This is a genomic window from Nostoc cycadae WK-1, assembly GCF_002897135.1.
Classification (GTDB): domain Bacteria; phylum Cyanobacteriota; class Cyanobacteriia; order Cyanobacteriales; family Nostocaceae; genus Nostoc_B.
Genome location: NZ_DF978436.1, coordinates 46,854 through 59,420 on the forward strand (window position 1 = coordinate 46,854; position 12,567 = coordinate 59,420).

A 12,567-nucleotide genomic window follows, 5' to 3' on the forward strand; every position below is an offset into this window, starting at 1 on the left:
ATGCTGAAAGCAGTGGGTGACGAGGGATTTGAACCCGCAACCAATAGATTAAGAGTCTACTGCTCTACCGTTGAGCTAGTCACCCGCATAGATTACGATTATAGCAGATTTTTTCGGGTTTTGCCAACGTAAAGTTAATCAGGCAGCGGATTACAGTGTCGTTGATCAAACAAAATTCAGAAGTCAGTCGTCACGATTCATTCTGACTTCTGAATTTTGCTTTATCTCGGAAATTTGATCATGAAGGTAGTTTGACCATTTACACTCTCTACATTGATTGAGCCACCTAAATGCTTCACCATTTTCTGTACTAAAGCCATTTCTAATCCTGTACCACTATATGTCCAAGGATCATTTTTCATCAGACGATGGAATGGTTCAAAAATTCGCGGCATTTCACTGGCGGGAATTTCTAAGCCGGAGTTGCTAATCTTCAGTTGTACCGCATCGGCTGTGAAATCAGCGAACACGCTAATTGCTTCGCCTGATGGGGTATATTTGCACGCATAGTTTAAAAGTTCGGTAATAATCCGTTCTAAATCGGTGATGTCTGTTTCTAGAGGTGGGAGTTGCTGATTAATATTGAGGTACAATTTTTGTCTTTGGCAATGGGAAAGGTCTCGAAAAGACTCCACAATGGGAGGTAGCCATGTTTGTAAATCAATGGCGATGAATGTGGGAGTCTGCGGTTCGGCTTCGATATATGAGAGTTGCATTAAATCGCTGATTAACTTACTTTCTCGCCCACACTCGTTCTGCAAAATCTGCAATAGTTGGGGTACGATTTCGATATCTAGGATGCCTTCTGGGGTAAGCACACTTTCGAGGGTTTGGGCGGCGAGGCTAATGCTGGTTATGGGTGTGCGTAGTTCGTGGGAAAGGGTTCTTAAAAATTCATTTTTCAGGCGTTCTTGCTGCGCTAATACTTGCCTTTGTACTTGATTGGTAGAGTCAATTTTAGCTTGGCGAAGGGCGATCGCACATTCGTTGGCGACCTGCTGCACTAAACTAATTTCCCATTCATCAAACATATCTTGAGTAGCTCGATTTAGCCACAAGTTACCCAAAATGCCTTGGTCGTCAAAAATTGCACAAGCTAACTGGGTGAGAACCTGTAATTGCGGGTGCCATCCGGGAACTATTTCTAAAGATTGCCAATGTTGTTTTGCTAACAATGGTTGATAAACTGCTGGCAAGTCTGCAATTTTCCTGGTCAGTCCTTGATATTCAGGTGAGGTAGTTGTGTGTTCATAAGTCACGGTTGTTTGCGTTTCGCAAGCACTGTAAATCTCAATGTAACAAGACTGGAGTTGCAATAACTGAGTTAGTTCTTGAGTGGCTGTCTGCATTACCAGAGTTGCTGGTTGATGATCGCGGATTTGTTCGGTAATGCGGCGCACTAGTAGTTGAAAGTTTTGGGCTTGCTGTATTTGGATTTGATGCAGCTGTTTTTGTAATTCTAGCTGGGTTTGCAGATGTTGTACTTGCTCATGCAGTTTGGCTTGGTGGACTGCTATACCAATTTGGGTTGCGAGTTGTTTGAGTAAGTCAATTTCGATTTCTTGCCATTGATGGGGTTGATGGCAATGCTGGGCAGTTATTAGCCCCCACAACTGCTGCTGTGACCAAATCGGTACGACTAAATTAGCCCTGACTGTCCAAGATTCTAGCAACTTGACTTGGCTAGGATGTAAGCCGGCTGTATAAATATCTTCGATAATTTGAATACAACCACGTCCACGACGTTCTTGATATTTGCCAATCAAGCTAGAATCGGGGAATTTCTGCCCTATACATGAATTGGCTGTGACTGTCGATTCGGCAATGACTACACCAGTTTCGTCTGGTTGAATAGAGTAAACCAAAATGCGATCGCCACTCAAACAATGCCGCACTTCTTTCACAAGTTGATGCAGCAGTGTATCTAAATCTAGCGATTCTCGAATCCATTGGGCGATCGCTTCTAAAAGTTGCTCTTGGGCTGTCTGTATTTCTTTCGCTTGGGCTACTTGCTTCACGGGAGTGATATTACTACTTGTGCCAATCAGTCTGTAAATTCTAGAGTTCGCATCCCGCAATGGTGTGAGTGTGGTACTCCACCAAGTCGCCACTCCCTGAAATTGCAAGCATTGTTCGTAGGAAATAGTTTTACCAAACCGCACACAGTCAGCATAATGCTGACGCACTTTTGCCGCATCAACTGGTGAGAGAATATCTTCGGGTTGTTTCCCCTTCAGATTTTCGGAACTAATTCCTAGCCATCGCTCATGGGTTGGATTTAAAGCTACGTAGCGAAAATCTCCATCTTCGAGAACATCCACAATAAATATAGATGTCTGCACAGAATTATAGATGCTCAGTAAAAACTGTTCACTACTGCTACTGTGTTTGTCTAATTCTGTGTCAAAGAGAATCTGAGAATGCAATTGTTGTTTCAACTCAATGGTTGATTCACCCGGATTTATATTCATCGGAGCGTCCCTGTCTGCTATTAATGACTCCTTTAAGCGCTACCCCTGATGATGCTAAGTCATGAAAAATGCTTTTTAGCGCTACAGCAAAGCATTGTCAGTCTTTGCTTGACTGATATTTGGCTCTTCTTTTATTTCTTATCAGAAATAGCAGAAATTTAATAGCAGTAAACTCAACAAATATAGCTCCTTGAAGGTAAGAGTACATTTGCAATTGGATGCAAACTTATTGAACATTGTTTATGAAGAATGATTTAAGATTGTTGCACATATCTAAGTATACTCAAAAGCAATATTTGCCAAAACTTACATTTCTTAATATTATTTTAATATACAAAGCAATTAACATCATAATAACAAAATATTGCAGAATTATTTGAACTTCATCAGTGATGAGAAACTATCGCAATAGTCGGTAAGCATTGATCCCTGTTAAGATTGCCACCACAATCCAAGTAATTGCTAAACCGACAACTTCACCTAAAAATAACCGTGTGAAGCGGAATAATACTATTCCCACAATTGAACCGGTGGGTACAGCGATCGCCCAACTAATCGCACTGATAAATATCCAGCGCCATGACAAAGCCACAGACTTGCGGATGGCTGTCCATTGCGCCAAGCCAATCACAAAGCCACCAACAGCACCTAAAGTTGTCCCCCAAAATACTCTGAGGGGAAAAGTTTGTGTATTAGGAACAATCCAACCCACAGCACCCACACCAATAGCGGTGATTGTCGCCCAAGCTAACAAAGTAACTAACACCCAGCGCCCAGACAAAATATGATCGCGAATGATCAAACTTTGGGGAAATGCGATCGCCAAACCTCCCAAAGAAGCTTGCGCTACCCCCACATCTGACTTTTCACCGACTTCAATCCAGCACAAACTTACCAGAAAACCGGCCACAGTAGCGATCGCCCACTGTAATGTAAAACTAAATTGAGGTTTAGTAGATGTGAAGAACATGAAATTCTCGCCAGTAAAGCACGGTAGAGATTACTATACAGCGCGAGAAAAATCAAAAAAGTTCAAATGTGGTCAAGAGTCAATGGTCATTAGTCATTAGTTATAGCGGTAGTCAGATATGTTAGGACAACTTGAAAGCTTGAATGCCAGAAATAGTGAGACTTTTCCTTCTGCCTCCTGCTATACTTAGCGCCCCTCCTTGATCAAAGCCTGAGTCTGCTACCTGTTTCGTCTACGGGTAAAGGTCTAATAGCTTTAGTGTTAAACAGTTCTTGGAAAACTTTGCGCCGTTTGTGGGGTGTTTCGGGTGCGATATAACCCCATAAACTTTCCCAATAAAAAAAAGAGATACCAGAAAAAGAGCGATCGCGCACCATATCAATTTGTTCTTTAATTTGAGAAATTCTTACCGGATTTCGCAAAGTTCCCGTAGAGATACCAATAACTACCGGAATTTTAGTTTGGGCTAATTTCACGGCTGATTGTTGCAGTTCTGTTCTAAAACTATTTTGGTTATGGCGGTATACTTGCAACACCAACTCATCCACCCAGCCATTTTTTACCCAAGTTTCCCAGTCTTGCAGATAGTATTTATAAGCAAAAGCTTGTGCATTCGGAGACAGCGATAATTTAGCATTCGGTTCAATTTCTTTGATGCTGCGATAGATTCTACCCATAAAAGCGGTAATTTTGTCAGCCCGCCAACGCATCCATTCTGAGTTAAACGGGTCATTAGGTGGATTTTTACCTTGATGTTCTTGCTTGTAGAGTTGGACTGTGAAGCGATCGTAACCAAACTGTACAGGCATCCCAAAATGGTCATCAAGTTGAATACCATCTATATTGTAATTACTCACAACTTCCAAAATCATCCCTAAAATAAACTCTTGAACTTCTGGATGTAGAGGATTTAACCAAGCCTGCTTACTTACAGCCCCATTGTTCACATCTTCCGGCAAAAATTCTTTCACAGAATTTACACCTTCTTGCCCAATAGTTAACCAATTAGGATAAAGTTTGGCTAACTGAGAATTTGGCGGTGTCATAAAACCATATTCAAACCACGGAATAACCGTTATACCTTTTGGTTTAGCAAGTTTAATTATCTTTGTTAAAACATCCTGTCCACCGTGCATAAAATTCAGCACAGGTTCAGCTTCTTCACCAATAATATTTTTTGCCACATTACTTTTGTAAAAAGTATTGCCTCGATTCCACACCACAGGATAAATCGTATTAAAATGCAATGCAGATAGTTGATTAATAGCGCGGTCAATTCCCCAAGGTACAAATAGAACACCACTAGCGACATTAGTTAACCAAACACCACGAATTTCTGTAACGATTTGCTGATTTTTTGGTTGAGAATAAAATGAAAAAGAAGGGAGAGAAAATACTGTGATGCAAAGTATAAATTCTAAAGATATTAAGTAAATAATCCAATGTTTAGTCAACCGATTCATTAGTAGGTTTGACTGCGTTTGAGAAGGACACTTATAAATACAAGATAATTTAGCATCTTCCGGATAATAATACTTCTATTTAGGCGATTTAATTTGAAGGTTGTTGCACGCAAAATTCAATAGAGGAATTTTATTATGCTCCAAGATGATGAGTTACTAGATATTGTAGATGAGAAAGATTGCATTATTGGAAAGAAAAGACGTTCAGAAATATATTGTCAAGGACTATGCAATTTTAGAGTTGTTAATGCTTTTGTTACTAACTCATTAGGTCAGCTATGGATACCTCGACGTTCAGCAGAAAAACGCATTTTTCCTCTTTGCCTTGATGTGAGTATGGGAGGTCATGTTGAAAGTGGAGAAAATTATGAAGATGCTTTGCAACGTGAACTTAATGAAGAATTGAACTTAGATTTAAACAAGGTTAAATTTCGTTTATTAGGATATTTAACGCCACATCAACATAAAGTATCTGCTTTTATGAAAGTTTATGAAATTGAATTAGATTATGAACCTAATTACAATAAAAATGATTTTGTTGAGAGCGTTTGGTTATATCCTCATGATTTAATAAAATGGTTGCATAATGGTGAACCTGCCAAAAGTGACTTGATCAAACTTGTGCAAATATTTTATGCAAAACAAATTTGACCAGTCAGTTTGACAAGCTGTTAGGTTTAAATCTACGTGTAAAAATACATTTGTTAATATCTTTCGACACCTTCAAACTGCTTGTGATTCATAGCATTTGCGGCTTCGCCACAGGTGCGGGGTGTGGGGAATATCTTCTCTGGGTTGGCTAAACCTTGGGGATTAAATACTTGTCGTACCCATTGCATAGATTCTAAATCAACTTTGTTAAACATTTCTGGCATATAGCATTTTTTATCTGAGCCAATACCATGTTCACCAGAAAGACTACCACCAACTTTTACGCAGAGTTTGAGAATTTCTCCGCCTAACTCTTCAACTTTTTCTAATGCACCAGGTACAGAATTATCATAAAGAACTAAAGGGTGAAGATTCCCATCGCCAGCATGAAAGACGTTAGCAATTTTATAACCATACTGTTGACTTAAGTTTTCAATTTCTTGCAGCACGTAAGGCAATTGAGTTCGCGGAATTACACCATCTTGGACATAATAATCTGGGCTTAAATGTCCAGCCGCAGCAAAAGCAGCTTTGCGTCCTTTCCATAATTTTAAGCGGGTTTCTGGGTCACTTGCTGAGGTGACATTCCGCGCTCCATTTTGTTGACAAATTTCGGTAATTCTTTGTTTCAGTACTGCAACTTCTACTTCTAAACCATCAATTTCCACCAATAAAATAGCGGTAGCATCGCGCGGATAACAATTAGTTGCCACAACATCTTCTACAGCATTGATGCTAATGTTATCCATCATTTCCATGCCACCAGGAATTATCCCGGCACTGATGATATCAGAAACACTAGCTCCGGCAGCTTCTACACTTGTAAAGTCTGCTAATAATACACAAATTGATTCGGCACTTTTGAGAATTCTCAGGGTAATTTCTGTGGCGATTCCTAAAGTCCCTTCCGAACCAACAAATATACCTGTTAAATCATATCCCGGTGTTTCGGGAATTTGTCCACCTAAATCGACAATTTCGCCTTCGGGAGTGACGATTTTTAGCCCAAAAACGTGATTAGTTGTGACACCATATTTTAAACAATGCACTCCACCGGAGTTCTCGGCAACATTGCCGCCAATTGAGCAGATAATTTGACTGGAAGGATCTGGTGCATAATAAAAACCTGCACCGCTAACAGTTTGCGTTACCCAACTATTAATTACTCCTGGCTGTACAACTATGCGCTGGTTGTCTAAATCAACGCTAAGGATTTGTCGCATTAATGAGGTGACAATCAATACAGAGTCTTCTAATGGTAAAGCACCACCAGATAATCCCGTACCGGAACCGCGAGCAATGAAGGGGACAGAATACTGATTACATATTTTCACCACTGCGGCGACTTGTTCTGTGGTTCTTGGTAATACAGCCACAGCGGGACGTTGACGATAACTAGTCAAACCATCGCACTCATAGGTAATCAATTCTTCGCGGCGTTTAATTACCCCATTTTTACCAAGGACAGCCTCAAATGCTTTGATAATAGGTTGCCAATTGCGTTGTTGTTTATCTTGGGTAAGCATAAGGTTTCGGGTAGATGACTCTGTAGAAGGCAGGAGGTAGGAGTAAATTTATATAACTATTATTATTGTTGCAAAGATAGCAGTTTAGAGGGAAAAATTGCGATCGCGCTTTTCAAGATTAGCCATATATCCCCTGTCATCTGTCCCCTGTCACCTATCACCTATCACTGATTTTTCGGCTTGCGTAATTTTTGCGAACCAATGGGAACGAGAATTTGATTCAGACTCCGCAACTGTTCGGCTGTACCCATACAAATTAGTGTATCTCCTGACATTAATATTGTGTCACCAGTGGGGCCACCGATGAGATTACCATCGCTACGGCGAATCGCTAGGACTAATGCGCCAGTTTGCGATCGCAGTTTGGCTTTTTGCAGTGTTTGTCCCACAAAGGGAGAGAAGGCGGGATCAAGTAAAAATTCTTCCATATACAGTTGTCTGTCTGCACCCGAAAGAATCCCATCGACAAAATCTAATACTTGCGGTCTGAGGGCAGCTGCGGCCATCCGTTTTCCCCCAGTAATATAGGGTGAAATTACGGCATCTGCACCACCGCGTTGTAATTTTTGTAACGCTTCTTCTGTACTGGCGCGGGCGATCGCCCGAATCTCTGGATTTAATGTTTTTGCTGATAATACTGTGTATAAATTTTCTGCGTCAGAAGGTAGTGCCGCAACTATACAAATGGCTCGCTCAATCCCCACATGGAACAATGTATCATCTAGTGTGGCATCACCCTGATATACTATATAACCTTCCATCTGCGCCCGTTGTACAGATTCAATCTCCGAATCTATGATTACAAAGGGTACACTTTCTGCCCGAAATTCTCTGGCAATTTGCCGACCAGTACGACTAAATCCACAAATAATATAATGTCCTGTCAAGGATTCCATTACCCGCCTCTGTTGTCGTAGCCGAATTCCTTCTTGAAAGTAGCCTTCAATGATGGCTTCTGTAAATCTATTGACAATATAACCAATATTAACTACGCCCAATAAAATCAAGGCAATGGTAAATAAGCGTCCACGGCTGCCCAGAGGGTGTGTTTCTCCGTATCCCACAGTCGCCAAGGTAATGACTGTCATGTACGCGGCATCTTCCCATGACCACGCCTCAACGAATCTATACCATAAAGTGCCAATCAGGAACACACCCCCAAGGGCGATCGCTCCTGCCATTAACTCTTTTTGAATGCGTTGATATTTTATCTCAAGAGTGGAATACAAAGTTATTTTTCACCAGTGTTCTTCGTTTAAGGATATTTAAGCGTTAGCCTAAAAGAAATCATAATTTGCGATCAATCCCAAGAAATTTTTAACAATTTCGAGGAAACTAGTAAGTAAGTCTAAGATGAAATATTTTCAGGAGGAGCGGTAGTGAGCTTTCAAACTCTAGTTGAAGAAGCCAGCATCCCCCCAGCATCAGGTTCAGTGTCATCTATTCCTTTTGATACGGATAGCTTTAACGAAGCCGTGATGTCAACTTATGGTCGGTTTCCTTTAGCCCTGGACAAGGGTGCAGGATGCCGGGTTTGGGATACACAGGGGCAGGAATATCTAGATTTTGTGGCAGGAATTGCCACTTGCACACTAGGACACGCCCACCCAGCAATGGTTGAAGCTGTGACACGCCAAATTCAAAAGCTGCATCATGTTTCTAATTTGTACTACATTCCTGAACAAGGGGAATTAGCCAAATGGATTATCCAACATTCTTGTGCCGATCGCGTATTTTTCTGCAACTCTGGTGCAGAAGCTAATGAAGCGGCGATTAAATTAGCACGTAAATATGCCCATACAGTTCTAGAAATAGACAAGCCAATTATTTTAACGGCTAACGCCAGCTTCCACGGGCGGACTTTGGCAACGATTACCGCTACCGGACAACCCAAGTATCAAAAATATTTTGATCCCTTGGTTCCTGGTTTCCATTACGTACCTTACAACGATATTACCGCTGTCGAAACAGCCATTAGTGAGTTGGATGAAGGAGATTATCAGGTTGCGGCAATTTTAATCGAACCATTACAAGGCGAAGGCGGCGTGCGTCCTGGTGATGTGGCTTACTTCCAAAAACTACGGCGGATTTGTGATGAAACCGGCATTTTATTGATTTTTGATGAAGTGCAAGTCGGGATGGGGCGCAGTGGTCATTTATGGGGTTATGAACATCTGGGTGTCGAACCAGATATCTTCACCAGCGCCAAAGGTTTAGGCGGTGGAATTCCCATTGGTGCAATGATGAGTAAAAAATTCTGTGCTGTTTTTCAACCAGGAGAACACGCCAGCACTTTTGGTGGGAATCCCTTTGTTTGTGGTGTGGCGCTGAGTGTTTGCCAAACCTTGGAAAAAGAGAATATTTTGCAGAATGTTCAAGAGAGGGGAGAACAGCTGCGTTCTGGATTAAGAGCGATCGCCACCAAATACCCTAATTATATTTCTGAGGTGCGGGGTTGGGGCTTAATCAATGGTATGGAATTAGCAGCAGACATTGAGCTAACTGCTGGTGAAGTTGTCAACGCCGCCATTGCAGAAGGTTTATTACTTGTCCCCGCCGGGCCAAAGGTTGTCCGCTTTGTCCCACCGCTAATTGTGAGTAAGGCTGAAGTTGACCAAGCTTTGCAAGCTTTGGATACAGCACTAGCGAAAATCACCGGTTAACAAGGGAAAGGTAAAAGTAAAAAGTTAAAAGGCAAAAGTAAAGAAAATTGCCTTAGAGATTGTTTTAAAAGTAGTTAGCTGTGATTTTAAGCACTTATTGATCCCCCCTAACCCCCAAAAAGGGGGTAACTGAATTAAAGTCCCCCTTACAAAGGGGGATTTAGGGGGATCTAAAATGTTAGCTTACTGACAAGAGAACTTTGAAAACATCCTCTCAATCCCCTAAATTTTTAATTTATTTATGGGGATTATCTTTTTACTTTTTACCTTTTACTTTTAACTTTTAAGGCTTTCCACCAATTCCTTTTTTAAACGCTGGGCGTTCAGATATGCGGTTGATATATTCCAGAACTGCTGGGTACGCGCTGAGATCTAGTTTCAGCATCATGGGGATGTAAGCAAGAATTGATCCCACAGCCACATCCGCAACGCTAAATTCATCACCCAATACGAAAGGTTGTTTTTGGAAAATCTCATTCAGTGGAGTTAACAACCGGGGTACTTCTCGTTCTCTGGTTGATTCTGTAAAAATTCCTGATGCCAGGGTAGAGTTAGCAAACAACACCCATTGATATATTTTTGCCCGTTCTTCTGGGAAAGCTGAAGATTTGCCATACTTTTCATTCAAATACAGCAAAATTGCGCCAGATTCCCAAAGCTGAAAGTCTTCATCAACTATTGCGGGGACTTTACCCATTGGGTTAATCTGTAAAAATTCCGGCTGATGATGTTCGCCTGCTTGCATATCTAGCTGGACAAACTCATAGGGAATTTCGAGTTCTTCGAGATACCATTTTGCGATCGCCGCCCGACTAAAAGCACCGCCGTAAAGTTTTAGCATAATTCCTTGTATTTAAAGAACTTTATGTGTATGTGAATGCTGTTTCACATTGTCTTCTTTATTCACAACTCTGGCAGCATTTAATACGCGTTTGCGTTCAATGGAATACTTAAAATCAGAGTAAGTTGTACCTAATGGAATCAAATTTTTGCTGTTTTCGCTGCGTTTATAAGTCCGCACCGCTGCAAACACCCGTTGAGCAAATTCTTCCCCAAACTGTGCCGATGTGGGGAAGCCTGGGGGTAATAATGGTGTCTCACCATCTAATACTGCCCCCAAGGTTGTAGCATAAGCCAGTTTGTAAGAAGTCGGAATATCTTTCATTAATGCTTCTAAAGACGCAGAGGGAATTGGTTCAATTACTTCAACTTGATGAACTTCCCCATCTTCTTTAATAAAGCAGGTTGCCAAGCCAATAACGACATAATCATCAGCGGCTAAATCGGCAGTATTTTGATCAGAAATTGCTGTTGTCATCAGAAAAATTGTCGCAAAAATTTAAAATTCAGAGGGTATAACTAGAAACTTGCAAATGCAAACTTTGGTGAAGGGAGAAACACCGCAGCCAAAAAAACAGCAAAAGCGTCTTTAAGTTGCAATGTTTCTTTACCCTTTTCTCTATCTCTTTATGATCGGCTAGTAGGATTCTACCAAGTTGTCGCTCATTTTCCATTTTCCCCTCATTGTCTTTATTTTGGAGTAGTAAATCTTTAGTAGGGTGTGTTACGGCTTTAGCCAAACGCACCACCGGATAAAACGGTGCGTTAAGCACTTTGATGAAATTCAAGGTTAACGCCTAGCTACTCGCATCAATAAAAATAAACCTATAACTAAGAAAATAAAATTAGGCAACCAAGCACCCAAAAAGGGAGAGATAATACCTGCTTGTCCGATCGCCCCACTAATAAAAAACATTAAATAGTAAGTAAAAATCACAATCACACACACCCCAAAACTGGTACCTCTACCAGTACGCTGAGGTACAGTTCCCATTGCTGCCCCTACTAAGCCAAAAACTAAACAGACAAACGGTAAGGCAATTTTTTGTTGAATTCTCACTTGCAGCTTGCGGATTTTTTGGCGATCGCCGCCTAATTTCTCCACTGTTAACTGTTCTAATGATTCCGAAATATTCATCTCACCATAGTCGCGGCTTTTTTCTACCAGACTCAGTGGTGTGCGGGGTAGTTTGAGTTGTTGCTGTTCAAAACGTAAAATGTTCCGATATGAACCATTGGGAGCAACTAAATAAATAGTTCCATTATAAAAATCCCAGACACTTTGCGAACCATTCCATTGCGCCGATTCTGCCACAACTACCTGATTTAGCCCTTCTGTAGATCTATCAATAATTGTCAAACCTTTCATCTGTTTACCATCAAATTGGTCAGCATAAAAAAGCCGTGCCAGTCGCTTGATTTTACTTCCATCGGCCTCTTGAACATCGCGGTATTCTGGATAGAAAATATTTTGCTGTTTTAAAATAGGTTTGTCTGATTTTAGGGCGCTGTCTAGAATTCGATTGGCTTGATAATTAGCCGTTGGTGTAACTTGTTCGTTAAAGACAAATGTCATACCTGTAACTATCAAGCTTAACATCACCGCAGGTAGCACCATCCGATAGACACTCACCCCACAGCCGCGTAGGGCAATTAGTTCACTTTCGCTAGAAAGACGGCTGTAGGTCATTAAAGTAGCCAACAGCGTAGACATAGGAAAAGCTAACACAATAAAATATGGCATCTTTAACAAGAAAACTTGAATAGCGATGCCTACAGGTAGACCAGATTCAACAATTTTTCTAATTAGATCAAATACCGCATCAATTGTCACGCCAATTGAAGAAAATGCCCCAACGCCAAACAAAAATGGTGGGAGCAATTCACTGAGCAAATAACGATCCATAATCGTAAATGGCAGCAGTGAATTAATACTATAAAAAGACTTTTGATTTGTAGCAATCATAAGCAAACAAAATTTGA

The 12,567-nt window shown here is 41.0% G+C and carries 10 protein-coding genes and 1 tRNA gene; 2 read left to right on the forward strand and 9 right to left on the reverse strand.

From position 1 onward, the window contains the following. Window positions 1-13: 13 nt before the first annotated feature. From NCWK1_RS21605 to NCWK1_RS21620, 4 genes are all read right to left on the reverse strand, one after another. Window positions 14-85 (reverse strand) — tRNA-Lys (locus NCWK1_RS21605). Window positions 86-221: 136 nt separating this feature from the next. After that, complete coding sequence (locus NCWK1_RS21610; RefSeq protein ID WP_103126133.1) at window positions 222-2,471, reverse strand: sensor histidine kinase; 2,250 nt, start codon at window positions 2,469-2,471, stop codon at window positions 222-224. A 400-nt stretch (window positions 2,472-2,871) separates the two neighbouring features. Beyond that, window positions 2,872-3,441 carry a hypothetical protein gene (locus tag NCWK1_RS21615; RefSeq protein ID WP_103126134.1) on the reverse strand — a complete coding sequence of 190 codons (570 nt, stop codon included), beginning with the start codon at window positions 3,439-3,441 and terminating at the stop codon, window positions 2,872-2,874. A gap of 203 nt (window positions 3,442-3,644) precedes the next feature. Then, window positions 3,645-4,904 (reverse strand): glycoside hydrolase family 10-like protein, encoded by a 1,260-nt coding sequence (locus NCWK1_RS21620; protein WP_103126135.1) that lies wholly within the window; start codon window positions 4,902-4,904, stop codon window positions 3,645-3,647. A gap of 135 nt (window positions 4,905-5,039) precedes the next feature. Here NCWK1_RS21620 and NCWK1_RS21625 point away from each other — a divergent pair, with 135 nt between their 5' ends. Further along, complete coding sequence (locus tag NCWK1_RS21625) at window positions 5,040-5,555, forward strand: NUDIX hydrolase (protein ID WP_103126136.1); 516 nt, start codon at window positions 5,040-5,042, stop codon at window positions 5,553-5,555. A gap of 53 nt (window positions 5,556-5,608) precedes the next feature. Here the strand turns inward: NCWK1_RS21625 and glcD are convergent, their stop codons facing one another. Next, the gene (gene glcD, locus NCWK1_RS21630; RefSeq protein ID WP_103126137.1) at window positions 5,609-7,081 is read right to left on the reverse strand and encodes a glycolate oxidase subunit GlcD; all 1,473 of its coding nucleotides are present in this window, start codon (window positions 7,079-7,081) and stop codon (window positions 5,609-5,611) included. A 164-nt stretch (window positions 7,082-7,245) separates the two neighbouring features. Continuing rightward, a complete protein-coding gene (locus NCWK1_RS21635; protein WP_281259153.1) occupies window positions 7,246-8,310 on the reverse strand; it encodes a potassium channel family protein in 1,065 nt (354 codons plus the stop codon). A 150-nt stretch (window positions 8,311-8,460) separates the two neighbouring features. Here NCWK1_RS21635 and NCWK1_RS21640 point away from each other — a divergent pair, with 150 nt between their 5' ends. Then, window positions 8,461-9,744, forward strand: a complete 1,284-nt coding sequence (locus tag NCWK1_RS21640) for an aspartate aminotransferase family protein (protein ID WP_096577304.1) — start codon at window positions 8,461-8,463, stop codon at window positions 9,742-9,744. Between the two features lie 283 nt (window positions 9,745-10,027). Here NCWK1_RS21640 and NCWK1_RS21645 read toward each other — a convergent pair whose 3' ends face one another. The 3 genes from NCWK1_RS21645 to NCWK1_RS21660 all read right to left on the reverse strand — a co-directional run bounded on the left by NCWK1_RS21645 (window position 10,028) and on the right by NCWK1_RS21660 (window position 12,490). Further along, on the reverse strand, window positions 10,028-10,585 hold the full coding sequence (locus NCWK1_RS21645) for a glutathione S-transferase family protein (RefSeq protein ID WP_103126138.1): 558 nt from the start codon (window positions 10,583-10,585) through the stop codon (window positions 10,028-10,030). Between the two features lie 12 nt (window positions 10,586-10,597). Further along, the gene (locus tag NCWK1_RS21650; protein ID WP_096577308.1) at window positions 10,598-11,062 is read right to left on the reverse strand and encodes a hypothetical protein; all 465 of its coding nucleotides are present in this window, start codon (window positions 11,060-11,062) and stop codon (window positions 10,598-10,600) included. Between the two features lie 312 nt (window positions 11,063-11,374). Beyond that, a complete protein-coding gene (locus tag NCWK1_RS21660) occupies window positions 11,375-12,490 on the reverse strand; it encodes an LptF/LptG family permease (protein ID WP_103126203.1) in 1,116 nt (371 codons plus the stop codon). Window positions 12,491-12,567 lie beyond the last annotated feature (77 nt).

Excerpts from the sequence above, each read along its gene's own strand:
- NCWK1_RS21620 (WP_103126135.1), bottom strand. The coding sequence starts at position 4,904 with ATGAATCGGTTGACTAAACATTGGATTATTTACTTAATATCTTTAGAA.
- NCWK1_RS21615 (WP_103126134.1), bottom strand. The coding sequence starts at position 3,441 with ATGTTCTTCACATCTACTAAACCTCAATTTAGTTTTACATTACAGTGG.
- NCWK1_RS21645 (WP_103126138.1), bottom strand. The coding sequence starts at position 10,585 with ATGCTAAAACTTTACGGCGGTGCTTTTAGTCGGGCGGCGATCGCAAAA.
- NCWK1_RS21625 (WP_103126136.1), top strand. The coding sequence starts at position 5,040 with ATGCTCCAAGATGATGAGTTACTAGATATTGTAGATGAGAAAGATTGC.
- NCWK1_RS21650 (WP_096577308.1), bottom strand. The coding sequence starts at position 11,062 with ATGACAACAGCAATTTCTGATCAAAATACTGCCGATTTAGCCGCTGAT.
- glcD (WP_103126137.1), bottom strand. The coding sequence starts at position 7,081 with ATGCTTACCCAAGATAAACAACAACGCAATTGGCAACCTATTATCAAA.
- NCWK1_RS21660 (WP_103126203.1), bottom strand. The coding sequence starts at position 12,490 with ATGGATCGTTATTTGCTCAGTGAATTGCTCCCACCATTTTTGTTTGGC.
- NCWK1_RS21610 (WP_103126133.1), bottom strand. The coding sequence starts at position 2,471 with ATGAATATAAATCCGGGTGAATCAACCATTGAGTTGAAACAACAATTG.